The sequence below is a fragment of the Paraburkholderia humisilvae genome (genome assembly GCF_902859855.1).
GTDB classification, from domain to species: domain Bacteria; phylum Pseudomonadota; class Gammaproteobacteria; order Burkholderiales; family Burkholderiaceae; genus Paraburkholderia; species Paraburkholderia humisilvae.
Genome location: NZ_CADIKH010000006.1, coordinates 217566 through 242170, shown reverse-complemented (window position 1 = coordinate 242170; position 24605 = coordinate 217566). Strand labels below are relative to the sequence as shown.

Here is a 24605-nt window from a genome sequence, read left to right as displayed (position 1 = left end):
CACGCGGTTGTGCCTATACGTGGCGGGCCGGGTCGCGCAGGCTCACGTCGCGAGCCCGGCAAGACGGTAGCCGACCTGCAGTTCGGTCATCAAATGCCGCGGTTGCGTCGGATCGTCCTCGAGCTTCTGCCGTAAGGTCACCATATACACGCGCAGATACTGCGGACGGTCCGCGTATCCGGGTCCCCACACGTCGAGCAACAACTGCCGGTAGGTGATCACCTTGCCGTAACCCCGAATCAACGCAGCGAGCAACCGGAACTCGGTCGGCGTCAAATGGACCGGCGTGCCGTTGCGGGTCACTTCGTAGGTCGCGAGGTCGACGCACACATCGCCGAAATGCACGGTCGACGCAGTCGGCCCGTCGTTCGCGACGAGACTCGCGCGGCGCAGTTGCGCGCGCACGCGCGCGATCAGTTCGGGCACTCCGAATGGCTTGGTCAGGTAATCGTCGGCGCCGATGTTCAGCGCTTCCACTTTTTCCGTCTCACGGTCGCGCGCCGACAACACCAGCACCGGCGCACGCGACCAGCTACGCAAGTCGCGAATCAGCACCTTGCCGTCTTCGTCCGGCAGGCCCAGATCGACAATCAGCAATTCCGGCTGCCGGCTCGCGCTTTCGATGCGCGCCTGCGCAGCCGTATTGGCTTCGAAGACAGTCATCCCGTCACGCTCGAGCGCCATCCGGATAAAACGCCGGATGTCGGACTCGTCCTCGACCAGCAGAATGCGCGGCTTCTTCATGAGGCCCTCTCCTCTTCGATAACAGGCGGCGCGCCGAGCGGCAGACGGATCTCGAAACGCGTGCCCTGCGGCAGACGCCGCTCGACGTCGATCGCGCCTTCATGCGCATCGACAATCGTGCGGCATAGCGCGAGTCCGAGGCCGACCCCGGAAATCGCGGACTCACGCACGCCGCGCGTGAATGCTTCAAAGATGAGCTCGGGGTTCACGTTCGGCAGGCCGGGGCCATCGTCCTCGATAAACAGATGCATCGTGTCTCCCACCGCACGCGCGCGTATCTGGATCGTCGAACCGGGCGGCGTATATTTGACCGCGTTGTCGATCAGATTGACGAGCACGCGCTCGAATGCGATTGCGTCGATCTCGATCAGCGGCAAATCGGCCGGCAACTCGGTACGCACACGATGCGCGGCAAGCGTGGTGCCCAGACGCGCCAGCGCGCTGCCGGCAATCTCGCCGAACGCGTGCCATTCCTTGTTGAGCCGCACGCCTTCGCTTTGCATGCGCGCGAGATCGAGCAGATTCGTCACGAGCCGGTGCAGCTCTTCGGTTTGCAGACGGATCGAGCGCGATACGGCCGTGCGCTCGGTATCGGGCAGATCGCCGACCTGCTCGAGTGTTTCCGCCAGGCCGCGAATCGCGGTGAGCGGCGTCTTCAGGTCATGCGACACCGCGGCAAGCAGCGCATTGCGCAGCCGTTCGCCTTCCATGCGGACCTGCGTGTCCTGCGCGATCTCGATGAAATGCGTGCGTTCGAGTGCAAGCGCAATCAGCACACAGCACGCATCCAGCAGACGCCGGTCGTCCGCGTTGTTCGAGAGCTCGCCCTGCTGCGCGCAGATCGCGAGCACGCCGCGCGTGCAGATCGGCCCTTTCAACGGCAGATACAGCGCGCGCGTGCCGCTTAGCGTCTGCGTGCCGGCACCCGCGGCTTCCGCGTGGTCGTAGGTCCACTGCGCGACCGACGTATCGACGAATTCATCGGACGCATCTCGCAGCGTCGTCTCTTTGGGATCGGGTAGCACGAGCGCGACTTGCGCGTCGAACAGCGGCGCGATGGTCTGCCGGCACACCGCGGCGATCTGGGCCGGGCGAATCGCGCTCGACAGATCGCGTGCGACGCGCGCGACCGCGGTCGCGCGGCGCTCGCCGGCCGTCGCGACTCTCGCCTTGTAGCGCAGCCGCGACGCGAGCTGGCTTGTGACCAGCGCAACCGTCAGCATCAGCACGAACGTGAACAGATATTGCGTATCGGACACGGCGAACGAAAAGCGTGGTTCGACGAAAAAGAAATCGAAGCTACCGACCGAGAGCAGCGCCGCCCACGCGCCCGCCAGACGCCCCAGCCGCAGCGATAGCAGGACGACGTTCAGCATGAACAGCATCACGACGTTCGGGGTTGCGAAGAAATGCAGCAGCACGCTCGCGATCAGCGTGGTGAATGCACAGGCGATCACCGCGAGGATCAGGCCGTTCAACGGTGTTTCGGCGGTGCGCTGCGCCTGCGCCTTCGCAGGTGCTGCGTGCACGTCGGCTGTACCGACCACGACAAGTCCGAGCCGCGGATGCGCCCGGACGACCCGTTCGGCAATGCGTGCTCCCCAACACGCGGCACTGAGTGCGCGCCAGCGCGCGCGCGGCGGATCGCTGCCCAGCACGAGCCGGGTTGCGCTGCGCTCATGCGCATAGCCGACGAGTGTGGCCGCGACGTCTTCGCCGGGCAGATTCGCAAACTCGGCGCCGAGGCTATCGGCGAGGTTCGCGAGCGCGAGCAACGTCTCCCGTCCATGCGGGTCGCGCGCGTCGGCGGACTGGTCGACATGCACGACGATCCATTCCGCGCGCAGATGCTGGGCCAGACGCGCGCCCTCGTGTATCAGCCGTTCGTGCGATGCTTCGGCGCGGATGCCGACGAGAATCCGCTCACGCGTCGCACCTGCGGTACGCAAACGTCCTTTCAGACGCTGCCCATGCACGTCCGCATTCGCGCGATCGGCGACGCAGCGCAACGCCAGTTCGCGCAACGCGAGCAGATTCGCGCGCACGAGGTAGCTGCGCGCGCTCTCGGCGGCGGCCGTGAGGCGCGCGCTACCCGACAGCAGCCGCGCGAGCAGATCGTCGGGCGGCAGATCGATCAGCACAACATCGGCCGCATCGAAAAAGAACCGGTCGGGCACGCTCTCGCGCACGCGTAGGCCGATCATATTGCTGACCGTGTCACCGAGGCTTTCGAGTTGCGCGACGTCCAGCGTCGCATAGACATCGATACCGGCCGCGAGCAGTTCGTCGACATCCTGCCAGCGTTTCGCGTGGCGCCCGCCCGGCACGTTAGCGCAGGCCAGTTCGTCCACCGCGATCAGTCGCGGGCGCGCCGCGAGTGCCCCGTCGATATCGAACGCGCGCAACATCCGTTCATGATGATGCACATGCTTCGGCGGCAGCGCCGGCAATCCTTCGATTAGCCGGCGCAGCGTTTCACTGCCGTGCGTGTCGATCTCGCCGATCGCGACGTCGACGCCGCCGTCGCGCTGCCGACGGACCGCCTGCAGCATCGCCCATGTCTTGCCGACGCCGGGACAGGCGCCGAAGAAAATTTTTAGCCTGCCCCGTTCAACATCGGTCGATTGATATTGCTTTTCCGTTCCCTGAACGCTGGGCTCGGAAGTGGTTTCCATTACCTTCACAACGGTCCATAAAAATGCTGTAAAGACTTTCGCCAGAACCGTAAAAAGGACATGCCGAAAGCTCTACAAAAGCAGTGTGATGACCAGATCGATCAGCTTGATCCCAATGAATGGCGCGATCACACCTCCCACCCCGTAGATTAACAAGTTACGCGACAAGAGGCGCGACGCCGGTTCGGCGCGATAACGCACTCCCTTCAGCGCGAGCGGGATCAACGCGATGATGATGAGCGCATTGAAAATCACCGCCGACAGGATAGCCGTTTGCGGGCTATGCAGATGCATCACGTTCAGCGCGGCAAGCGCGGGCCACGTACTGACGAACGCGGCGGGAATGATCGCGAAGTACTTCGCCAGATCGTTCGCCACACTAAACGTAGTCAGCGCGCCGCGCGTCATGATCATCTGCTTGCCCACTTCGACCACGCGCAGCAGCTTGGTCGGATTGCTGTCGAGATCGACCATGTTGCCGGCTTCCTTCGCCGCCTGCGTGCCGCTGTTCATCGCAACCGCGACGTCGGCCTGCGCGAGTGCCGGCGCATCGTTGGTGCCGTCGCCGGTCATCGCGACGAGCCGGCCTTCCGCCTGGTAACGGCGGATCAGCGTGAGCTTGTCCTCGGGCGTGGCTTCCGCGAGATAGTCGTCGACGCCTGCTTCAGCCGCGATGGCCGCGGCCGTGAGCCGGTTGTCGCCGGTCACCATCACGGTCTTGATGCCCATGCGGCGCAGTTCCGCGAAGCGCTCGTTGATGCCGCCCTTCACAATGTCCTTCAGCTCGATCACACCCATCACCCGCTCGCCGTCGGCGACCACGAGCGGTGTGCCACCGTGCCGCGCGATCTCTTCGACCGCGCGCTCGGTGCCGGCCGGAAACACGCCGCCCAGTTCGCGCACGTGCGCACGAATGGCCTGCGCGGAGCCTTTGCGGATTTGCCGTGCGCCGAGATCGACGCCGCTCATCCGTGTTTGCGCGCTGAACGGCACCGGTTTGCTGTGGTGCAGATCGCGGCCGCGCAGACTGAAACGTAGCTTCGCGAGCACGACGATCGAGCGCCCTTCCGGCGTTTCGTCGGCCAGCGACGCGAGCTGCGCGACATCGGCAAGCGTGCGTTCGTCGACGCCTTCGGCCGGCACGAAGCGGCTCGCCTGGCGATTGCCGAGCGTGATCGTGCCGGTCTTGTCGAGCAGCAGGACGTCGACGTCACCGGCCGCTTCGATCGCGCGCCCGGACATCGCGATTACATTCGCGCGCAGCATACGGCTCATGCCGGCCACGCCGATCGCGGAAAGCAACGCGCCAATCGTGGTCGGAATCAGGCAGACGAGCAGCGCGATCAGTACGGTAAGACTCACCTCGTGACCGCTTTGGGTCAGCATCACGCTAAAGGCCGAGTACGGCAGCAGCGTCACGCAGACAAGCAGGAACACGATGGTCAACGCGACGAGCAGAATGATCAGCGCGACTTCGTTCGGCGTCTTGCCGCGCTTCGCGCCTTCGATCATCGCGATCATCCGGTCGAGAAACGCTTCGCCCGGGTTGGCGGTGACCCGCATGATCAGCCAGTCCGACAGCACGCGCGTGCCGCCGGTCACCGACGAAAAATCGCCGCCCGATTCGCGGATGACCGGCGCGGACTCGCCGGTAATCGACGATTCGTCGACCGACGCGACGCCTTCGATCACTTCGCCGTCGGCCGGAATCATATCGCCGGCTTCGACGAGCACGTACTTGCCGGCCATCAGCTCATCGCTCGGCAGCGGGTAGACCGCGGCGCCGTACCGCGGCACGTCGAGCACCTTCGCGAACACGCGTCGGCGCGCACCGCGCAGCGCCGCCGCCTGCGCCTTGCCGCGCCCTTCGGCGAGCGCTTCGGCGCCGTTCGCGAACAGCACCGTGAACCACAACCACACTGCAATCGCGAAGATAAAACCCGCGGGCGCCTCGCCTTGGGAAAAGACGGCCTGCAGCCACAACAAGGTCGTCACGATGCTGCCGATATAGACGACGAACATCACCGGGTTCTGCCATTGCGCGCGCGGCGACAGCTTGCGCAACGCATCCGCGATCACCATTCGCCAGACCACTTGCGCCGCGCGCGACATCGGCGCGGCGGACGCCGCGGTACCGGCGGGCGTCAACGACTCGTTTTGAACATTCATGAAGCTTCTCGCAAAGAACTTTGCTATCAGTGAGTTTCGCGCGCCGACGCGGGCTGCGACGGCCTGTTGGCCGCGGCTGCGGCCGCATCGAGCGCGAGGTTCAGTTTCAGCACATCGACGCGCGCATCGCCGAGCACGCCGAACTGCCGGGGCGTCGTGTTCTGTGCGATCAACGCGCGCATCGCATGGGTCGACATGCGACGCGCCTGCGCGACGCGGGCGGCTTGCAGCAGCGCGTTACCAAGCGAGATGTCCGGGTCGAGTCCGGAGCCGGACGCGGTGACCGCATCGACCGGCACAGGCGCATCCGGCGCGAGACCGTTTTCATTGCGATACGCGATCGCGCGTGCCTTCACCTGATCGATCAGCGACTTGCTGGTCGGCCCGAGATTACTCGCGCCACTCGATTCCGCGTTGTACGGCTGCGCGATCGTTTGATCCGGATGGGCCGGGTCGGTGCCCGTCGTCGCGCTCGGGCGTGGGTGAAAGTACCGCGGCTGCGTGACGTTCTGGCCGATCAGCAGCGAGCCGACCGGCACGCCGCCGCGTTCGACGATGCTGCCATTCGCTCGCGCCGGCATCGCGAGTTGCGCGACGCCCGTCGTGACAAGCGGGTACACCAGCCCGGTGACCAGCATAAAGAACACCGCGGACGCGACCGCCGAGCGTGCGACGCCATGCAGCAGCGGTACGCTGTGCGGCTGGGATTGACTGATTGTGCTCATGACTGTCGATCCTTAGAACAGTTGACCGCTCGCGAGCATCAGGTGCTCGACGATCGGGCCCAGCGCAAGCGCCGGGAAGAAGGTCAGCCCGCCGACCAGAAGCACGACGAACACCAGCAGCGCGGTAAACAGCGGCGTAGCGGTCGGCAGCGTGCCCGGACCTTCGGGCACGCTTTTCTTCGCGGCGAGCGATCCCGCGGCAGCAAGCATCGGTAGCAGCGTGAAGAAGCGGCCGAACAGCATCGCAAAGCCGATCGTGGTGTTGAAGAACGGCGTGTTCGCATTGAGGCCGGCGAATGCGGAGCCGTTGTTCGCGGTGCCGGACGTGTACGCGTACAGCACTTCGCTAAAGCCGTGCGGGCCGAGATTGTTGAGGCTCGCGGGCGTCGCGGGCCACGCGACGGCCAGCGCGGTCAGGCCGAGAATGCAGAGCGGATGGGCGAGCACCGCGAGCATCACGAATTTCATTTCACGCGCTTCGATCTTCTTGCCGAGAAACTCCGGCGTGCGCCCAATCATCATGCCGACGATAAACACGGTCAGAATCGCGAACGTGACCAGGTTGATAAAGCCGACGCCATCGCCGCCGAACACGTTGTTCAGCATCATCTCGCCGATCGGCACGAAGCCGCCCATCGGCGTCAGCGAGTCGTGCATCGCGTCGACCGAACCGGTGGTCGCGGCGGTCGTCACCGCGATAAACAGGCTCGTCTGGCCGATGCCGAAGCGCGTTTCCTTACCTTCCATATTGCCGCCCGCCTGCAGTGCGGACGGCTGCTGGTCGATATGCAGCGACGCAAAATTCACGTTGCCATGCTGCTCGGCCGTGTAGACGATCGCGAGCGCGCCGACAAACATGACCAGGAACGCGGCGAAAAACGCCCAACCCTGGCGGCGGCGCATCAGCATGCTGCCTGCCGTGTAGGTGAGCGCCGCGGGAATCAGCAGCATGCTCAGGATGTGCAGCGTGTTCGTGAACGGCGTCGGGTTCTCGTACGGATGCGCGGCGTTCATGCTGAAGAAGCCGCCGCCGTTGGTGCCCAGGTGCTTGATCGATTCCATGCTCGCGACCGGACCCAGCACGATGGGCTGCTTGAGCCCTTCGAGCGTGGTCGCGACCGTCTCGCTCGTGAGCGTCTGCGGCATGCCCTGCCACACGTAGACGAGCGCCATCACGAACGACAGCGGCAGCAGCACGCGATACATCACACGCGTAAAGTCGACCCAATAGTTGCCGATGTCGTGCGCGCTCTTGCGGCACAACGCGCGGATAAAGCCGCCGCACGCCGCCACGCCGGTCGCGGCGCTCACCATCATCAGAAACGTGATGACGGCCATCTGCGAGAAATTGGACAGACTCGATTCGCCTGAGTACGACTGCCAGTTCGTATTGGTGACGAACGACGCCGCCGTGTTGAAGGCGAGGTCAGGCGTTTGCGCGGCACGTTGCAGCGAGTCGAACGCCGGCAGCAGCCCTTGCACACGTAACAGCAGATAACCGAGCAGCATCATCGCCGCGTTGCCGAGGACGAGCACCATCGCATAGCGGGTCCACGGCATGCGTTCAGCCGGGTCCGCACCGAGCACCGAATAGGTCCAGCGCTCGATGCGCAAGTGCCGTTCATCGGTGAAAACGTGGGCGAGCCACTTGCCCATCGCGACCGTCAAACCGGTCATGGCGATGAGTACCAGCGCAAATTGAACAAGATCGTCGAACATGATGGGCTCCCTGTCAGATCCGGTTCAGTCCGACAATGAAGCCTGCGCCAAGCGCGAAAAAGGCTACCGATACGACTACGAATAACAGGTCGTTCATGATGGGGATGAGTGAGTAAAATAACGCGCGGCGGCGCCGAATCAGAACCGTTCGGGCTTGATCAGCGCGTAGAACAGGTAGACGAACAGTGCGGCGGCAAGCAGACCGGCGAGCGCGATCATGACTGCGCTCCGGTTGTTGAACGGCACGAGCGCGTGAGAACCGCGCATTGCGCAATCGCTGCGCCGGCGCGTTGAAAAGCGGAGTGGTCGGAGACGGGAAACGGTGGCTGCATATCGACAGACTCAGTGGTGGAAATCTGTCGGTACTGTAGATAAAGCGGCGTCAAAAGCGTGCTGAGTTTCGCAGGCCGATGTAAAGGTCGGGTTAAGGCTGGCGGACGTTTCCTGCTACGACGATCAGATGCGCTCACCCTCGCGCGCTAATAGCGCCACGATTCGTTCGGCGACAAGCTCGGCCCAGAAGCGATATTGTCCGTGCCCTGGGTGAAAGCGGTCTCGCGCCATCTCGTTGGGCTTCGCGGCCCATTCCAGCGATACATAACGGGCCGACGCGTCCAGACCGACCCACGTTTCCAGCAGGCGGTCCAGGCGGGCGGCATAGCGGCCGAGATACCAGCGCAAAGGATGAGGCGCGGCAGGCAGGATACGCAGTGGCGGCAACCCCGTGACCACCAGGCCGAGCGCACCGGTGCGGCGGCGTAGATCCTCTACCAGGCGGACGTAGTCCGCGAGGAACCGCGCCGGTGCTCGTTGGGAGGTGACGTCGTTGGTTCCCAACGCTGTCACCAGAAAGTCAGCCGAGCCGAGCTCTGCGTGGGACAGAAGGTCCAGCGCCTCACTCGTATTGATGCCCGACTTCGCGACCAGTTGCCAGGCCACCGGGCGGCCCGTACGCATTGCCAGTAGCCGTGCGACGGGCTGTGCCAGTGCCTCGCTCTGCTCGTCCACCCCAACGCCTGCCGCGGACGAATCGCCGACCACAAGAATTCGTAACGGAGGAGACTGTGCCGCCCCTGCCTCTATCCCGCTGCGCGGGCCGGCCGCTTCCGGAAGACGCAACGCAGTGCGTCTTAACCAGCGGGCCTGGAGCAGAAGAACAGGGCTAAGAAGAACTTTGTACAGCGTGAGCATCAGGGGTTGGTGATGGGTTCAGGGTTGTGCCGAAAGCGCCTTGGATTCGCTCAGGAAGGCAACCGCTGCGCTGATCCCGCTCTTGTCGCGCAGGATTTTGCGGTGGCCCAGACCCTTTCCCACTGTCGGCGTTAGACGCGGTCGCTCCTGTCATCGCCGCGATGTGAGGGAGAAGTACCATAGGCCGTGGTCATATAGCAGTACGAGAATCTTCGTCGCGTCTCCGGCCTTTGCCATCTGCGCTCCGACGCACAAGCATGCGGCAGCCGTATTGCCCACGAAGTGGCCATGGCTGCGGGCAAATTCGCGCTGACATTCGACGACGTCGTCATAGCTGACTCGCCTGACCGCCGAGACCGTGGTCCAGTCGACGAACGGCGGGCGGACACCGACCGCCATGCCTTCCAGCCGGTGATTTACAAATACGCCATTTTGGCTGTCGCATCCCTCCGGCTCCACGAGGATCACACGCACGTCGTAACCCGCTTTCCGGAGCGATCTGGCCACACCCGTGAGCGTCGCGCCAGTGCCCGTGCACGAAACGAACACGAGTTCCTTGACGTCCGGCCACGCCGACAACTGCGCAACAATCTCGGGTCCAGTTTCGGTTTCGTGAGCGACGGTGCAAACATGGCGAGAACGTGTGCCTGAATCGCCCGAGACGAAGCCTCGAAGCTGCAAAGGCTCGCCATCACCAGTGAGGCCTGGACCATTAACAGATTCATTGCGAAGTAGCCGCAGGCCGACGCGGCAATCGCGGCGGGGATCGCCCAGTTGAGCCGCTCGTTCGACCGATTGACGATCACGCCGCTCGGTACGCGTGAGTCGAACGTTCTCCTGGGACGCCAGATTGCAATCAGGGAAAGTGTAAGGACGCCGAGCAAAGACAGGATGCCGTAGAAAAGCGAAAAATCCGCGAAACCTCGAACATGCCTCAACCCGTCGGCAACCGCGGGACCCAATACGGCTGCGAGTACGCCACCCGCGACGACAAGCGAGATTGCCTTTGCCCTGGAGGACGAGGGTAGACCGTCGATTGCCGCAAAGCGATAGAAATTGGCACAAGCGACGAAGCAACCAAGCAGCACGTGCGCAAGAATGAGCAGACCGAAGCTTTCCCGGGAAATCGCGAGATAACCGGACGCACCCGCGGCGACCAGCATCATCCCTCCGACGCCAAAGACCAGCCGTCGGCCGATTTTGCGCATTAGCATCGAGACGGGATAGGTGCATAACATCACCGACGCGAACTGCGCGCCATAGGGGACGGTTCCGAGTGCTGGTGAACGCGCGAGGCGTGTCCCGACCAATGCAGCAATCGCAACCGATATCACCGCTGCCGTGAGGTTGATCGCTTGTGCGAGCGACAGAATGTATGTGCTGGGCGGCAGCTTGTCGAGCTTACCTTTGTCCAATCGCATGGCGTTATTCGTGATATAGGTCTGTCTGGACGTGTGCGTGAGGGAAATCACACGAAATGCGTTCCTTGCCGATCCCGAGACTCTTTCTTCGAACCGTGACTTGGCCGATCAAGCCCGTGCGTTCGATATGCGTACCCCCGCACGGAATCGCGTAATCTTCGCAGTGCCAACTCCGCGCGTCGGGAACGTCTGGATGGGCGCGGAGATGGATCGCGAGATCGCGCAGCACCCGTTCGTTCACTGTCTCCTGGATCTTGCTCAGGTCCTCCGCAGTGAAGCGTTGGTCGACCCCGAAGTCAAATCGCGCCCCACCGATTTTAATGTGGCAGCCCAACGTGCTCGCGACCGCATCTGGCCGGTGCAAACCGACCGCGAGATAAAGCAGATGCGACGCCGAATGGCTGAGAGACAGTGCCGCTCGACGCATAACGTCGATTGAGACAGTCACGCCCGCTTCGGGTACCAGGTGCTCGAGCAGGAGCTGATCGTCCGCGTGAATCCGATGCAGCACGATGCCATCTACCTGGATATCGGGGAAGCCGGGTATGCCGGCCGTGTGTCCGTACATTTTCTTGACGTCAATGAATCTCAGCGCCCTCCCGTCTTGCAAGGTGAGCCGGCCGTGGTCCGCATCCTGTCCGCCGCCTTCCGGATACGCGACAGTGTCCGCCAGCTCCACCCAATCTCCATCGATCTTGATTACGACCGTCTCGCAGGCAGCAAGGTAGGGATCGCGGTAGAAGAGCTTTGTCGTGCGTCGATTAAGCTTCATGCTTAAATCCTCAAAAACGTTCCGCCGACGTCGCAACGGCTTCGATGCCACGCGTGATCTGAACGGACGTCCGTACAGTCACGATGCTTCCTGATGGAACATCCTGGGTGATAACGCAATGTGGTCCAATGAAAACTTCATCGCCGATTTCGACACGCCCCAGGATTCGTGTAAACGCGCCCACTTCGACCCGATCGCCAAGGACCGGGTGGCGCTTTCCCGGCGGATTGCCCGCAATCCCCACAGCACCTAACGTGACCCCGCCAAGAATGTAGCAATCGTCACCGATAACGGCGGTTTCGCCGACAACGGTTCCTACACCGTGATCCAGGATGAAACGCTTACCGATCGTGCACCGGCTATTGGTCGCCAAACGCGGAATCGGTCCTCGGCATGCTTTAGGAGCCACGGCCGAGGCTCATTCGCCGCTCATACAAAGGACGCAATGTTACTTCGGTTTTTCCAAATTATCTTTAATTTAGATATGCTATCTAAATAGGTTGTAAAGAGATATCAATGTGTTAAGGCGGAATAGACACACTGCCCGCTCGATGAGGTGCACGTGCTGCCGCTGACCGTTCAGACGCGACCGACAACGATCTCACCCATGCGCGGTTGGACTGGTTACCTGACAAATGGGAGAAAGCGTCTTTCAGGACGGGAGCGATAAGCCGCCGTGCTGCATCGACGATTCTTCGGCCTGTGCGTGTTCCGCCAGATCATGCGCGAGTCCCATTCGGGCAATCTCTATGTAAAGGGCAGCGATCGCTTCGACGATTACCGTATCCATCGGATATCGCCCCTTTCAACGAATAAAGACACCCCGATTCTCGCGCCACGCAAGCACATCCTGTATCCGGCGCACCTGTGAAGCGACCATCGGCAAGCGCATAACCTCTTCGAGCTCGACCCACTGCACGTCGGTGGATTCATCGTCATGCGAAAGATTTTCGCTCGTCGCCGATGCCGCAAGCAGAATCGAGAATTCGCGTCGCACTTCGCCGTCCGAATACGCGATGATCGTCTCCGGGTCCGTATACGTGCCGACCATCCCGGCGATCATGATTTCGATGCCGGTTTCCTCGCGCACCTCGCGGCGCGCGCAGCCTTCGAGTGAGTCGGTCACTTCCATCGTGCCGCCGGGCATGGCCCAATAGCCGCTATCGCGCCGCTTGACGAGCAGCAGCCGGTGCGCCGCATCGAACACCGCGACCGCTACCGCGGGCTTCAGCGAATTCGCGGCCGGCACCGGCTGCGCGCCGCGCCCTTCCCGTGCGTTCAGATCGAGTCGCGTAACGTGCAGCGTTTCACGCGCCCACGTGCCGACGGCCTGCGTCATCGGCACGCTTTCCTTGTCATTGCCACCCGGATATTTGAAAAACAGAATACGTGTGTCGCGCTTGATGCGCTGAACGTAGGCGGTGCCCGGGTCGATCACATAGAAGTCGCCGGCGCGAAAACGGTGGATCTCGCCGGTATCGAGGTCCTGGTATTCCGTCATGCCGCGCAGCACGTACTGGTATTCTTTCGCGCGCGCATGACGATGCGCCGGTTCGAACCCGCTTTGCGGATAATCGGATAGCCCGACCTCGATATCCGCGTCGTGAATATGAGAAAGCGGCTGCGGCTGCTTCAGCGCGCCAGTCAGATACTGACGGGTCTGCCCGCTCAGCGATGCTTCGATTGCGGCGGCGTCCAGCGATTTGAACGGCATGTCGTGCTCCGCTCCGGTGTGGGTCGAACCCTACGCATGTTACGACACACCGCCAGCACCACGGACACATTCGCCCTAAAACGCTAAACCGGCGCGGCATTCCCACCGCGCCCGACCACTTCGGTCAGACGCCGCGTGTATTCGCCAGGCGCCACCGGCCGGCCGAACAGGTAGCCCTGTTGCCGGTCGCATCCTATCGAGCGCAGGAACGCCGACTGCGCCGACGTTTCAACACCCTCGGCCGTGACATTCATCCCAAGCGAATGCGCCATCGCGACCACCGCGTGCGTAATCGCGACCGCGTCGCGATGATCGGGCAAGCCAGCGACGAAGGAGCGATCAACCTTCAGGTTATGCAGCGGAAAGCGCTTCAGATACGACAGCGACGAGTAGCCGGTGCCGAAGTCGTCCACGGAAATACGCACGCCCATCCGCGACAATGAATTGAGCATCGGCATCACCGGCGCGCGCTCGCTCATCAGCAGGCCCTCGGTAATCTCGAGTTCGAGCGCGGCAGGGTCGAGCCCGGCCGTCGCGAGACACTGCGCGACCTCCTGCACAAGTCCATCGTTGAACTGGCGCGGCGACAGGTTCACCGCGATCGTCAGATCCGGCGCGATCGTCTTGCGCCATTCGGCCGCCTGCGCGCATGCGCGCTCGAGCAGCCAGCGGCCCAGCGTGACAATCAGGCCGGTATCCTCAGCGACCGGAATGAATTCGATCGGCGAGACATCGCCAAGCGCCTCGTTGTGCCAGCGCATCAGCGCTTCCGCGCCGATCGTGCGGCCGCTCACGCCATCGACGATCGGCTGGTACACGAGGCGCAGCTCGTCGGCGGCCAATGCACGCCGCAGCGATTGCTCGATCGAGAAGCGCCGCTGCAATTGCCGGCTCAGCTCCTTCGTGAAGAATTCGAAGCCGTTGCGGCCGCGCTGCTTCGCCTGATACATCGCCGAATCCGCATTGCGCATCAGCGTCGTCGCATCGCGGCCGTCTTCCGGGCATACGCTGATGCCAATCGACGCGCCCAGATAGTATTCGTTGTCCGCGACCGCAAACGGCATCGCAATTGTTTCCAGCACCTGGCGCGCGAGCGCGGTCAGGTGCGCAGCACTCTCATAGCCGCTCACGACGATCACAAACTCGTCGCCGCCGACGCGCGCGAGCGTATCGCCCTTGTGCACGCATGTGGCCAGGCGCCGCGCGACGCTGCACAGCAGCGCGTCACCGGCTTCGTGGCCGGCCGTATCGTTGACCTTCTTGAAGCCGTCGAGATCGACGAACAGCACCGCGACACGCGGCACTTCGCGCGCGCGGCCGCCTCCCGCGGCCGGTTCCAGCAGCTCGCGCATCCGGTCGGACAGATACGCGCGGTTATACAGCCCCGTCAGCGGATCGCGTGTCGCCAGATACTTCAGCTGCCGCTGTGCGGCACGGACCGGACCGATATCGTTGAACGAGACCAGCACCGCGGTCGGCTCGGGTTCGCCGGGCTTGAAGATCGGCACGAAGTTCGCAATGACCCAGATCGTTTCGCCGATCGCCAGCTCGACCGACATCGTGACGCCGAGCACCGGCTTGCCGGTGGACAGCACCTTGAGCGTCGGCCGGTCCGGCGTTTCGATTACCGAACCGTCGTCTCGCCGTGCATGCACCATCACGGTATAGATGTTGGCGCCGATAATCCCCGGCGTCGCGCGCAGCATACGCATCGCGCTCGGATTGCACGCGAGCACTTCGCCGTCGCGCGATTGCACGACGATGCCTTCATTCAGGTGATCGACGACCAGCCGGTGATGCTCCTCGCTTTGCGCAAGGCGCTGGCGAATCCGGTCCTGGTGAATCGCCAGCCCGACGCAGCGGCCGATGTCGCGCAGAACGGTTTCCTCGACGTCGGTCGGCCGGCGCGGCACGGTGTGATAAACCGCGAACGCCCCTAACACGCCGCCGGTTTCGTCCTCGAACGGAATTGACCAGCAGGCACGTAGCCCATACGGCGTGGCGAGATGCTTGTAATCGGCCCACAGCGGATCGCTTTCGATATCTTCCGCGACCACCATGCGCCGCTCGAACATCGCGGTGCCGCATGACCCCGCGCGCGGGCCGATTTCAAATCCGGCGAGCGCGTCGCAATACGCCTGTGGCAGCGACGGCGCGGCGCCGACTTTCGCGTGCCGCCCGTCGGCGTCGAGCACCAGCACCGAGCAGGCCGCGCCGTCGCCAAGCAACGCCTCGGCGCGGCGGCACACCTCGGCCAGCAGTTCGGGCAGCGGCGCGCTGCGGGTAAGCAGGCGCAGCACGGCGCGCTCCGACTCGAGCACCTGCGCCGCGACGGTCGGCCGATAGCCGCCGTTGCCATGCGCGGAGTCGGCCTCGCGGTCGGACCTGCTGTCAGGCTGGCTGTCGGTCATCCGGTCTGCGGTATCCTGGCGGTTCATCGATCTTTGCGCTCCCCAACGCGACAACGGCAAACGAACGCGATTCGAACACCCGGGTTTACGCTAACGACGATGCGGATTGAATATCGGCAACACGCCGCTCATGGAGCAGGCGTATTTCCCGCAAGCGGCGCGAGAAACTCGGAAAACCCGGTCAACATGATCTGTACACCAATGCAAAGCAGCAGGAAGGCCGACACGCGCAGCGCAACCTTGGTGCCCTCCTTGCCGAGAAAGTGCGCGATATACGCAGAGCGACTGTACGTGAAATAGATGACCAGCACGACAAGGACGGAGATCGCCACCGACGCGATCGACGACAGCAGGAACTCGGACAGCTTGTGCGTGCGGTTTGCATTGAGCGCAATCGCGGTCGCGATCGTGCCGGGGCCGGTGGTGAGCGGCATCGTCAATGGAAAGAAGGCCTTGGAGGTCGCATGGTCCGGATCGACCGGCTTCGCGGTCGTGACGTCGGTGCGCGTTTCGGGCGCATTCAGCATGTTCCACGCGCTCACCGCGACGGCGAGTCCGCCGCCGATGCGCAGCGCCTCGATCGAAATGCCGAAGAAATGCAGCACCGGCGTGCCGACAAAGAACACGACGATCAGCACGAAGAACGCGTTGATCGACACGCGCTTGGCGAGCGCCGCGCGCTCTTCGACGGTGAGCGTCTCGGTGCGGTCGAGAAACACGAACGCAATGGCAAACGGATTGATGATGCTGATCAACCCGGTGAAGCCGAACAGGATTTCGGAGACGAGGCCGCCTATCATTTTTTTCAGCTCCGTGTTCAGTGCGCATGCGGTTCACGTCCGGTGGTCCGCGCGCACGCGCCGCGCACAGTGTAACCTCAGCTGGACCGCATCGACCCCGCAGCGCGGCATCGCAGGGTTACCCCGCGAGCGCATGAATGCGTCATCGCACGCGCGATCGGTGCAGGCATCGGGTATGCGCACCTTCATCTGCGTCGCATAGCTTTCAATTTTCATTCATATTTTTGATCGCTTGGCTTAAGCGAACAAGGCGGCATACAGTCGGACCCGCAGGCCCGCCTTCCGAAGACGTATCGACCCGCAACGCACTTATCGTTCGTGGAGATGCCTATGTCCTTTCGTCTGCTCGCTGTGCTGCCGTTTATCGGCATTCTGCTCGGCGTTCCGTTCGTCAACCGTGTCGAACCGCTGGTGCTCGGCATGCCGCTGGTGCTGGCGTGGATCGTGATGTGGGTAGTGCTAAGCGCGGTGATCATGGCAATCATCTACCGGCTCGACCCGGTCAACCGTGAGCCGGTCGAGCACGGCACGGCCTCCGCCGCGGAGGATCGCCGATGAGCACGGCCCTGGTGATCATTGCCGCGGTGACGCTGTTTGCGCTGTATCTGGGCGTGCGGGCACGCCACGGCCACGATATGAACCTCGAGCAGTGGACGGTCGGCGGACGCAGCTTCGGCACCGCGTTCGTGTTCCTGCTGATGGCCGGCGAGATCTACACCACGTTCACGTTCCTTGGCGGCAGCGGATTCGCGTATGGCAAGGGTGCGCCTGTCTATTACATCCTTGCGTATGCAACGCTCGCGTATGTGCTGTCGTACTGGCTTCTACCGCCTGTATGGCGCTTTGCGAAAACGCACAGGCTCGTGTCGCAGCCCCACTTTTTCGCGCGCAAATACGATAGCCACGCGCTCGGCGTGCTGGTCGCGGTCGTCGACGTTGCAGCGCTGATTCCGTACCTCGTGCTGCAGCTAAAGGGTCTCGGCATTATTGTTGCGACCACATCCTATGGCGCGATATCGTCGACGACCGCAATCTGGATCGGCGCGGTGGTCGTCGCGATCTATGTGATCGCATCGGGGGTGCGCGGCTCCGCGTGGAACTCGGTAATGAAAGATCTGCTGATTCTCGGGGTGGTGCTGTTTCTCGGCATCTATCTGCCGATCCATCATTACGGCGGCCTCGGCGAGATGTTCCGTGCGATCGATGCGGCGCGGCCCGGCTTCCTGACGCTCGCGGACAAGGGCGCAGGCACGAGCCTCGTGTGGTTCCAGTCGACCGTGCTGCTCACCGCGCTCGGCTTTTTCATGTGGCCGCATACGTTCGGCTCCGTATTCACCGCGAAGAACGAACGGATCTTCCGGCGCAACGCGATGGTGCTGCCGATCTATCAGCTGATTCTGCTGTTCGTGTTTTTTGTCGGCTTCGCCGCGACGCTCAGGGTGCCGGGGCTCAAAGGCGGCGATATCGACCTGTCGCTGTTCCGGCTGACGCTTCAGACCTTCGACCCGTGGTTCGTCGGCGTGGTCGGCGCGGCCGGCGTGCTGACCGCGCTCGTGCCCGGCTCGATGATTCTGACCACCGCGTCGACTTTGCTTGCCAACGATATCTACCGCGGCGCGCTCGCACGCCATGCGTCGGATGCGGTCGTCGCCAGGCTCGCACGGTTCATGGTGCCGGTGGTCGCGCTCGTCGCGGTGCTGTTCACGCTGCACGGCGGCGAGACGATCGTCGCACTGCTGCTGATGGGGTACAACTTCGTCACGCAGTTGTTCCCGGCCCTGGTGTGCAGCCTCGCGCCGCGCAACCGGGTGACGAAACAAGGGGCGTTTTGCGGGATCGCAGTCGGTGTGCTGGTCGTGACCGTGACGACGGTGATGCATCTGAGTGTCGGCCAGTTGCTGCCGTTCCTGCCGGATACGTTAAAGGATGTGAATATCGGCTTTGTCGCGCTCACGTTGAATGTGATCGTGCTGGCGATCGTCAGCGCGGTGACGCAACCGCATCTGCGCGCGGAGCAGTCCGGCGCGCAAACGCACTAACCTCCGCGGTCTTCGCCGACCCGCTTCTTCTTTGCGCTTCATGCGCCCGCTTGCTTGCGGACGCGTGAAGTGCAGGGTCAGTCGTTCTTTCCGTTCTGACTGGCAACGACCATAACCGGCTCGAATGGCGTCGGCCGTACGATGGTTTACGGTCCCAAGTGAGCGTGTCCTGATACCACCTGTTGCGCGGTTGCCGGATAAAGAATGGAAACGCGTCGATAAACTGGAGAGCCCATCTCGCGTTAGACGATCGATCGGTTTCTGATCGCCGCAGTTTCCTGAATCCGGATTTATTGCCCTTCTATGAGGATGCAAACATGCAAGTGACTTCGCAATCGAACCATGCAATGCGGGTGGGTACGCAATTCAAGGACGCCGGCGCGTTATTCAATTCGCGGATTTCCGAATCGCCCGACGAAGCTTTCAGGCTCGAAAAAGCGCGGCTCCACGCGGAGGATTCAACATGGAGCGGAGCATCCGATCGGGCAAAGGTGCGTGACGTAATCCGGCTCAAATCACACAACGAAGTCTTCGATAGCCGGGACGACACCCGGGTCACCATCAACGGAAACAGAGCCACGGTTGACATCAATCGGGACGGCAAGCATTGGCACCTCACCGGTTACTCCACCCGTGACGGCGATGCGGACTACCGTCCCCGCTTCGGGCACGTCGGCCGTTTCGATCTCACTCACATGGCGTAAATCGGACGACATCTGGCGCCTCAAACTGAACCCGTTGATCGATTGCGGCCACACGATCGCTCCGGGCGCTACGCAGTAGAGGCAAGTCGCCGGCATCCGACTCAGGCGCCGGCATCCTGTTGCCGGCCAGGTGTCGGCCATCGCGAGACAGCCCGTTCCGAACCCGATCACTCGTCAGGTGCAGCCGGCCCCTTCGCGTAAAGCGTCGAGTCCGCGAAGTGCGTGGCGGTCAGCACATGTCCCACGAGAATCAGCGCGGTCCGCTCGATATCGGTGTCCTGCACCCTGGCGGCGATATCGGCCAGGGTGCCGGCGATTTTCTCCTCGTCGGGCCAACTGGCGCGATACACGACCGCCACCGGGCAATCCGCTCCGTAGTGCGGAATCAGTTCTTCGGCGATGCGCGCGATATGCCGCACCCCGAGGTGAATCGCCATCGTCGCGCGGTGCCGCGCCAGATCGGCCAGTTCCTCGCCTTCCGGCATCGATGTCTTGCGCGCATAGCGTGTCAGGATCAGCGTCTGCGAAACATCGGGTAGCGTCAGTTCACAGCCTAGCGTGGCCGCGCAGGCGGCAGTCGCCGTCACGCCGGGCACGATCTCATACGGAATGCCCAACTCGCGCAGACGCCGGATCTGCTCGCCGATCGCGCCGTATAACGACGGATCGCCCGAATGCACGCGTGCGACATCCTCGCCTCTCGCATGTGCGTCAGCGAGCAGCGCGACGATCTCGTCGAGGTCGAGCTCGGCGGTGTTCACGATCACTTCAGCCACGTTTCCCTCGAGCACCGCGTCTGGCACCAGCGACCCCGCATAGAGAATCACCCGGCACGTTCGCACAAGGCGCTGCCCCTTGACCGTGATCAATTCGGGGTCGCCCGGCCCCGCGCCGATAAAAAATACTGTCATGAATCTGAACTCCAGAAGTGTCGTTCCAACTGCGATGGCCTCGCTGCGTGGTCCGCTATCAACGACGCTCGGGCCGACTAGCGCGCGGCTCGGTAATGCGGCTTCAGCTCCCGCAATACCTGCAATAGCGCGGCTGGACCGTCGAATTCGCGGTCGGCTGGCGGCAATTCCGGGCGCCGCGTCATCACGACCGGCAAGCCGCGTTCGCGCGCGACGTCGAGCTTGGCCGCCGTCGCGCTGCCACCGCTGTTTTTCGTGACAATGACATCGATGTCATACCTGTCAAACAACGCGCGCTCGCCGTCGATCGTAAACGGCCCGCGCGCGCCGATCACCGATGCGCGCGCATCGCCCGCGTGGGCTTCGAGGCAACGCACAACCCAGTATTGATCAGAGGGAATCTCGTCGAGATGCGCGAGCGGCTCGCGGCCAAGCGTGAAGAGCGGACGCCGGTACAACGTCAGCGCCGCGACGATCTGCTGCCAGCTATCGACCATCTGCCAGCGGTCGTCCGCCTGCGGCTGCCACGGCGCGCGTCGCAGCGCCCAATAGGGTATCGCCGCATCGCGACAGGCCTGCGCGGCGTTCGCGCTGATGCGTGCCGCGAACGGGTGCGTCGCGTCGATCAGCAACCCGATGCGCTGATGCGCAAGGTACGCCTGCAGCCCTTGCGCGCCGCCGAAACCGCCGACACGCACCGCACAAGTCAGATCGACCGGCACCTTGCCGATGCCTGCGAGACTGTATACATCGACGGCGTGAAGCGCACGCGCAACCTGCAACGCGTCCCCCGTCCCGCCTAGCAGCAGAATGCGCGTCATCGTGCGGTCCCGACGAGGTGTCCCACGCGATCGATCGCGAACACTTCCACGCTAACCTCGTTCGGCACGATCTCGCGCGCCACCCCGAGCGCACGAGCGCAAACGATGTCGCCGAGCGGCACGCCGGCTTCGTGCGCGAGCGCGAGTGCCTGCTGGCTGGTGTTCGCGTCGCGCATCGCCTGTTGCAAAGCCGGTGTTGCGCCCTGCCCGGTCGCCCAGCTCGCGAGTTGCGATAAATCGATGCTCGAATTCCGGCTATGCAGATCCAGATGTCCGGCGGCCAGCTTGCTGAGTTTTCCGAAACCACCGCACAGGCTAAGGCGTTCGACCGGCGCGCGTCGTAGATGCTTGAGCACCGCGCCGGCGAAATCACCCATTTCGATCAGCGCGATATCCGGCAAGCCATAGTGTTTGCGCATCGCATCCTCGCTCGCATTGCCCGTACAGGCCGCGATATGGCGGTAGCCATTTGCGCGCGCGACGTCGATGCCCTGATGAATCGAGGCGATATAGGCGGAGCACGAAAACGGCCGCACGATGCCCGTGGTACCGAGAATCGATAATCCGCCGACGATGCCAAGCCGCGGGTTCATCGTCTTCAATGCGAGCGCCTCGCCGCCTTCGACGCCAATGGCCACGTCGAAGCCGCCCGCATAACCGTGCTCCGCGGCGAGCGCGGCCAGGTGGTCGGTGATCATCCGGCGCGGCACGGGGTTGATCGCCGGTTCACCGACCGGCAGTGTCAAACCCGCGCGCGTGACGGTGCCGACCCCCGGCCCCGCATGAAAAACGACACCGGGTTGCGCCCGCAACGTCACGCGCGCGAACACGACGGCGCCATGCGTCACGTCCGGGTCGTCGCCTGCGTCCTTGGTCGTGCCGGCCTGCGCACCCTCGCCACTCAGGTGGCAGAACGTCAGCGCCATCGCGACGCGCTGTCCTTTCGGCAACACGATGTCGACCACGTCGCTCGTCGTGCCGGTGAGCAGCAGCCGCGCGGCCGCCAGCGACGTTGCCGTCGCGCAACTGCCGGTGGTGTAGCCGCTGCGCAGTGGCGCCGGCCGTTCGGGCGTTTCGTCGCGCATCACGATTTGACGGTTTCGTACAACGTGATCGGCAAGGCCGGGCGCCACGTTTCGAAGCCGCCCAATGGTTGCGCATCGGCAAGCGCGATGCGTGTGAGTGTGCCGCCATGCCGCTTGCGGCATTCGGCAAGCACGGCCTCGCCCTCTAGCGTCACGGCATTCGCGATCAGCCGGCCGCCGCATCTCAACGCGCTCCAGCACGCGTCGAATACGCCCGGCACGGTCACGCCGCCGCCGATAAAGACCGCATCGGGTAAGGTCAGGCCCGCCAGCGCCGCAGGCGCCGCACCTGCGACGAGCTGCAACGCGGGCACGCCGAGCGCGTCGCGATTGCGCTCGATAAAACGCTGGCGCTCAGCGTGTGCTTCGATCGCAATCGCCCGACATGATGGATGCGCGCGCATCCATTCGATGCCGATCGAGCCGCAACCCGCGCCGACATCCCATAACAGTTCGCGCGGCGCGGGAGCGAGCCGCGCGAGCGTCAGCGCGCGCACATCGCGTTTGGTCAACTGGCCGTCGTGGAGGAACGCATCGTCGGGTAAGCCTGGCGTCAACGCGACGCGCGGTCCGTCGCCGCTCGTCTTGCAATCGAGCGCGATCAGATTCAGTGCGGCGCATTGTGCGGTATGCCACGCATAGGCGAGCCCATCGATACGGCGTTCGAGCGAGCCACCGAGATGCTCGAAGACCGTCATCTTCGTTGCGCCGAACCCTCGCGCGGTAACGCACGCGGCAATCGCGGCCGGCGTCGCGCCGTCGTTGCTCAACACCAGCAGTCGCGCACCATCGTGCAGTGAGGCGAGAATTGCGGCAAGCGGACGGCCGACCACAGACACTGCCACCACGTCCTGCAGCGGCCAGCCCAGCCGGGCGGCGGCAAGCGAAAGCGAAGATGGCGCGGGCAGCACGCGCATCCGCTCCGCGCCGATATGGCGTGCCAGCGTTGCGCCGATGCCGAACTGCATCGGGTCGCCGCTCGCCAGCACACAGACCGGTGCGTCTTGTTCGCGCAGCAGCGGTTCAATATCGAACGGGGTCGGCCAGCGCTCCCGGCGCGCGCGCAGCCGGGCCGGCAGCATGGCCAGATGACGCGCTCCGCCGTAGATTACCGACGCGTCGAAAAGCGCGCGGCGCGCGGCGCGCGTGAGGCCGGCAAAGCCATCGTCGCCGATGCCCACGACGGTGAGCCAGACCGGCGCGCGGCCGTTTGGGTCGCAAGGAATCAATTCCGGATCGGGTTGCTGCAATGAATTCGTCGACATCGAAACGAAGCGAAACCGCCTGTAGAACAGCAATGATACAGCGCTAGCGGCACGCGCCGGTTGCGCTTCGACGGCAGGCGCCGTGGCTGTCGACGCAAGCGCGGCCGCGCAAGCCGCGGATTTCAAGCAGCGGTCGAAGGGCTGCTAGCGGCCGCCTGCGGGCGCAAACGTGCGCCCGCGCGTTGCTTCCGTCGAAAAGGCCGGTTATGCGGTCACAGGTGCCGGCCGGGTCGCGTTTGTCGTAGCGCCCGGATTCGCACTGTGCCTGCTGCCGCAGCATTCCTGAACCGCGGTGTCGATCTTGTCGAGCCTCGTGCCGATGCCGGCCAGCGCCTGCTGGCCCTGCCCGGCCTGGTTCTCCAGCGTATCGATGTTCTTGTTGATCTGTCCGATGTCTTTGGCCACACCGGCGAATTTGCCTTCGATATTGGTCACACCGCCGCGCACGTCCGCGACCTGCGCCGACACATTCGCGACGTCATCCTTCACGCCGCTCACGTCCGCCGCGACATTGGTCACACCGCCGCGCACGTCCGCGACCTGCGCCGACACATTCGCGACGTCATCCTTCACGCCGTTCACGTCCGCCGCGACATTGGTCACACCGTTGCGCACGTCCGCGACCTGCGACGACACATTCGCGACGTCATCCTTCACGCCCTTCACGTCCGCTGCGACATTGGTCACACCGGTGCGTACGTCGGCGACCTGCGCCGACACGTTCGCGACGTCGCCTTTCACGCCATTCACCGCCGCCGCGACACCGGATATCTGCCCGGATAGCGCGTTGTACCGGTTCAGGAGACGGGTTGGAGAAGAAAAATCCTTGAGGATTCGGGATTGGTCGCCGTCATCGCGCTGTACGCCGCCGGACACGGGATTGCGGGCAATCGTCGTCCCATTCTGCGGCGCCTGCGCGACCTGACCTGCGCCGGCATCGTTGTTGTAGTTGTAAAACTGAACTTGCTGATTGCTATAGGCGTTAAAGGTTTGCATGTTCGATTCCTTCAAAGTTCAAATCGTTCGGTGAACAGACACTTGATACTGAAGACGCAATCGAATATCCGGGTGGATGCACCTCCTTGCGAATGGACGATGAGCACATTCTCGTCGTGCATCCGTCGTGCAGGCGCTATCCGCGTACTACACCGCCCGTGCCGTTGGCGTGATTGCGCGTACCGAATCAGGGCATAATACGGAGCGTCGCCGGTGCCCTTCGGGGCCGAACAGGGAACACGCTTCACACCGTGGCTGCCCCCGCAACTGTATGCAGCGAGTCCGCATCTCACCCGCCACTGGATCAACCGGGAAGGCCGATGCGGACAGCGACCTGCGAGCCAGGAGACCTGCCGGCCAGACTGTTCGTGCCAGCCAACATCGGGCGGGGTGTACCGATGCCGAGCTCGCTCCCGCTTCCGCGGCGAGAGACGCCCGGGCCG

23 protein-coding genes and 1 riboswitch are annotated in these 24605 nt (G+C 63.5%); of the genes, 3 read left to right on the top strand and 20 right to left on the bottom strand.

The annotated features are described in order from the left end of the window. Positions 1-42: 42 nt before the first annotated feature. The 15 genes from HV796_RS08335 to HV796_RS08265 all read right to left on the bottom strand — a co-directional run bounded on the left by HV796_RS08335 (position 43) and on the right by HV796_RS08265 (position 16341). Positions 43-744, bottom strand: coding sequence for a response regulator (locus HV796_RS08335; protein WP_175225984.1), 702 nt, complete (start codon positions 742-744; stop codon positions 43-45). Further along, complete coding sequence (locus HV796_RS08330) at positions 741-3419, bottom strand: sensor histidine kinase (RefSeq protein ID WP_175225983.1); 2679 nt, start codon at positions 3417-3419, stop codon at positions 741-743. Before HV796_RS08330 ends, HV796_RS08335 begins: the two co-directional genes overlap by 4 nt. Positions 3420-3491: 72 nt before the next feature. Then, the gene (gene kdpB, locus HV796_RS08325) at positions 3492-5531 is read right to left on the bottom strand and encodes a potassium-transporting ATPase subunit KdpB (protein ID WP_175226037.1); all 2040 of its coding nucleotides are present in this window, start codon (positions 5529-5531) and stop codon (positions 3492-3494) included. Positions 5532-5614: 83 nt separating this feature from the next. After that, a complete protein-coding gene (gene kdpC / locus HV796_RS08320) occupies positions 5615-6313 on the bottom strand; it encodes a potassium-transporting ATPase subunit KdpC (RefSeq protein ID WP_175225982.1) in 699 nt (232 codons plus the stop codon). 12 nt (positions 6314-6325) lie between these two features. Continuing rightward, complete coding sequence (kdpA, locus tag HV796_RS08315; RefSeq protein WP_175225981.1) at positions 6326-8032, bottom strand: potassium-transporting ATPase subunit KdpA; 1707 nt, start codon at positions 8030-8032, stop codon at positions 6326-6328. A gap of 138 nt (positions 8033-8170) precedes the next feature. Further along, positions 8171-8299, bottom strand: a complete 129-nt coding sequence (gene kdpF / locus HV796_RS43355) for a K(+)-transporting ATPase subunit F (protein ID WP_217477861.1) — start codon at positions 8297-8299, stop codon at positions 8171-8173. Positions 8300-8488: 189 nt separating this feature from the next. Then, positions 8489-9223: an SGNH/GDSL hydrolase family protein gene (locus HV796_RS08305; protein ID WP_175225980.1), complete on the bottom strand. Its 735-nt coding sequence runs from the start codon at positions 9221-9223 to the stop codon at positions 8489-8491. A 150-nt stretch (positions 9224-9373) separates the two neighbouring features. Then, positions 9374-9802: a pyridoxal-phosphate dependent enzyme gene (locus HV796_RS08300; protein ID WP_175225979.1), complete on the bottom strand. Its 429-nt coding sequence runs from the start codon at positions 9800-9802 to the stop codon at positions 9374-9376. Next, positions 9688-10644, bottom strand: a complete 957-nt coding sequence (locus HV796_RS08295; protein ID WP_175225809.1) for an MFS transporter — start codon at positions 10642-10644, stop codon at positions 9688-9690. Before HV796_RS08295 ends, HV796_RS08300 begins: the two co-directional genes overlap by 115 nt. Before the next feature lie 4 nt (positions 10645-10648). After that, the gene (locus tag HV796_RS08290; RefSeq protein WP_246355755.1) at positions 10649-11467 is read right to left on the bottom strand and encodes an alanyl-tRNA editing protein; all 819 of its coding nucleotides are present in this window, start codon (positions 11465-11467) and stop codon (positions 10649-10651) included. Then, on the bottom strand, positions 11427-11789 hold the full coding sequence (locus HV796_RS08285; RefSeq protein ID WP_246355754.1) for a serine O-acetyltransferase: 363 nt from the start codon (positions 11787-11789) through the stop codon (positions 11427-11429). Before HV796_RS08285 ends, HV796_RS08290 begins: the two co-directional genes overlap by 41 nt. Before the next feature lie 279 nt (positions 11790-12068). Then, positions 12069-12206 (bottom strand): hypothetical protein, encoded by a 138-nt coding sequence (locus HV796_RS08280; RefSeq protein ID WP_175225977.1) that lies wholly within the window; start codon positions 12204-12206, stop codon positions 12069-12071. Between the two features lie 15 nt (positions 12207-12221). Next, on the bottom strand, positions 12222-13130 hold the full coding sequence (locus HV796_RS08275; protein WP_175225976.1) for an NUDIX domain-containing protein: 909 nt from the start codon (positions 13128-13130) through the stop codon (positions 12222-12224). Between the two features lie 83 nt (positions 13131-13213). Then, the gene (locus tag HV796_RS08270) at positions 13214-15568 is read right to left on the bottom strand and encodes a putative bifunctional diguanylate cyclase/phosphodiesterase (protein WP_175225975.1); all 2355 of its coding nucleotides are present in this window, start codon (positions 15566-15568) and stop codon (positions 13214-13216) included. 101 nt (positions 15569-15669) lie between these two features. Beyond that, positions 15670-16341: a MarC family protein gene (locus tag HV796_RS08265; RefSeq protein WP_175225974.1), complete on the bottom strand. Its 672-nt coding sequence runs from the start codon at positions 16339-16341 to the stop codon at positions 15670-15672. A gap of 330 nt (positions 16342-16671) precedes the next feature. Here HV796_RS08265 and HV796_RS08260 point away from each other — a divergent pair, with 330 nt between their 5' ends. The 3 genes from HV796_RS08260 to HV796_RS08250 all read left to right on the top strand — a co-directional run bounded on the left by HV796_RS08260 (position 16672) and on the right by HV796_RS08250 (position 19084). Then, positions 16672-16899, top strand: coding sequence for a DUF3311 domain-containing protein (locus HV796_RS08260; RefSeq protein WP_175225973.1), 228 nt, complete (start codon positions 16672-16674; stop codon positions 16897-16899). Further along, the gene (locus HV796_RS08255) at positions 16896-18380 is read left to right on the top strand and encodes a sodium:solute symporter family protein (RefSeq protein WP_175225972.1); all 1485 of its coding nucleotides are present in this window, start codon (positions 16896-16898) and stop codon (positions 18378-18380) included. The genes HV796_RS08260 and HV796_RS08255 overlap by 4 nt, the downstream gene beginning before the upstream one ends. Before the next feature lie 347 nt (positions 18381-18727). Next, complete coding sequence (locus HV796_RS08250; RefSeq protein WP_175225971.1) at positions 18728-19084, top strand: hypothetical protein; 357 nt, start codon at positions 18728-18730, stop codon at positions 19082-19084. 167 nt (positions 19085-19251) lie between these two features. On the opposite strand, the gene cobM is transcribed toward HV796_RS08250, so the two are convergent. From cobM to HV796_RS08225, 5 genes are all read right to left on the bottom strand, one after another. Next, positions 19252-19995, bottom strand: coding sequence for a precorrin-4 C(11)-methyltransferase (cobM, locus tag HV796_RS08245; protein WP_175225970.1), 744 nt, complete (start codon positions 19993-19995; stop codon positions 19252-19254). A gap of 77 nt (positions 19996-20072) precedes the next feature. Beyond that, the gene (locus tag HV796_RS08240) at positions 20073-20816 is read right to left on the bottom strand and encodes a cobalt-precorrin-6A reductase (protein ID WP_175225969.1); all 744 of its coding nucleotides are present in this window, start codon (positions 20814-20816) and stop codon (positions 20073-20075) included. Continuing rightward, a complete protein-coding gene (locus HV796_RS08235; RefSeq protein WP_175226034.1) occupies positions 20813-21901 on the bottom strand; it encodes a cobalt-precorrin-5B (C(1))-methyltransferase in 1089 nt (362 codons plus the stop codon). Before HV796_RS08235 ends, HV796_RS08240 begins: the two co-directional genes overlap by 4 nt. Then, positions 21901-23292, bottom strand: a complete 1392-nt coding sequence (cbiE, locus tag HV796_RS08230) for a precorrin-6y C5,15-methyltransferase (decarboxylating) subunit CbiE (RefSeq protein ID WP_281369765.1) — start codon at positions 23290-23292, stop codon at positions 21901-21903. The genes HV796_RS08235 and cbiE overlap by 1 nt, the downstream gene beginning before the upstream one ends. Positions 23293-23370: 78 nt before the next feature. Beyond that, positions 23371-24162, bottom strand: coding sequence for a hypothetical protein (locus tag HV796_RS08225; protein ID WP_175225967.1), 792 nt, complete (start codon positions 24160-24162; stop codon positions 23371-23373). 194 nt (positions 24163-24356) lie between these two features. After that, positions 24357-24534: riboswitch (cobalamin riboswitch) on the top strand. Positions 24535-24605: the final 71 nt, after the last annotated feature.

Coding starts and splice junctions, on each gene's coding strand:
- HV796_RS08280 (WP_175225977.1), bottom strand. CDS start 12,206: ATGGATACGGTAATCGTCGAAGCGATCGCTGCCCTTTACATAGAGATT.
- kdpC (WP_175225982.1), bottom strand. CDS start 6,313: ATGAGCACAATCAGTCAATCCCAGCCGCACAGCGTACCGCTGCTGCAT.
- HV796_RS08265 (WP_175225974.1), bottom strand. CDS start 16,341: ATGATAGGCGGCCTCGTCTCCGAAATCCTGTTCGGCTTCACCGGGTTG.
- cobM (WP_175225970.1), bottom strand. CDS start 19,995: ATGACAGTATTTTTTATCGGCGCGGGGCCGGGCGACCCCGAATTGATC.
- HV796_RS08275 (WP_175225976.1), bottom strand. CDS start 13,130: ATGCCGTTCAAATCGCTGGACGCCGCCGCAATCGAAGCATCGCTGAGC.
- HV796_RS08330 (WP_175225983.1), bottom strand. CDS start 3,419: ATGGAAACCACTTCCGAGCCCAGCGTTCAGGGAACGGAAAAGCAATAT.
- HV796_RS08255 (WP_175225972.1), top strand. CDS start 16,896: ATGAGCACGGCCCTGGTGATCATTGCCGCGGTGACGCTGTTTGCGCTG.
- HV796_RS08235 (WP_175226034.1), bottom strand. CDS start 21,901: ATGCGCGACGAAACGCCCGAACGGCCGGCGCCACTGCGCAGCGGCTAC.
- HV796_RS08305 (WP_175225980.1), bottom strand. CDS start 9,223: ATGCTCACGCTGTACAAAGTTCTTCTTAGCCCTGTTCTTCTGCTCCAG.
- kdpF (WP_217477861.1), bottom strand. CDS start 8,299: ATGCGCGGTTCTCACGCGCTCGTGCCGTTCAACAACCGGAGCGCAGTC.
- HV796_RS08270 (WP_175225975.1), bottom strand. CDS start 15,568: ATGAACCGCCAGGATACCGCAGACCGGATGACCGACAGCCAGCCTGAC.
- HV796_RS08335 (WP_175225984.1), bottom strand. CDS start 744: ATGAAGAAGCCGCGCATTCTGCTGGTCGAGGACGAGTCCGACATCCGG.
- HV796_RS08295 (WP_175225809.1), bottom strand. CDS start 10,644: ATGCGATTGGACAAAGGTAAGCTCGACAAGCTGCCGCCCAGCACATAC.
- HV796_RS08240 (WP_175225969.1), bottom strand. CDS start 20,816: ATGACGCGCATTCTGCTGCTAGGCGGGACGGGGGACGCGTTGCAGGTT.
- HV796_RS08250 (WP_175225971.1), top strand. CDS start 18,728: ATGCGGGTGGGTACGCAATTCAAGGACGCCGGCGCGTTATTCAATTCG.
- HV796_RS08225 (WP_175225967.1), bottom strand. CDS start 24,162: ATGCAAACCTTTAACGCCTATAGCAATCAGCAAGTTCAGTTTTACAAC.
- HV796_RS08260 (WP_175225973.1), top strand. CDS start 16,672: ATGTCCTTTCGTCTGCTCGCTGTGCTGCCGTTTATCGGCATTCTGCTC.
- kdpA (WP_175225981.1), bottom strand. CDS start 8,032: ATGTTCGACGATCTTGTTCAATTTGCGCTGGTACTCATCGCCATGACC.
- kdpB (WP_175226037.1), bottom strand. CDS start 5,531: ATGTCGCGCGCGGCGCAAGTGGTCTGGCGAATGGTGATCGCGGATGCG.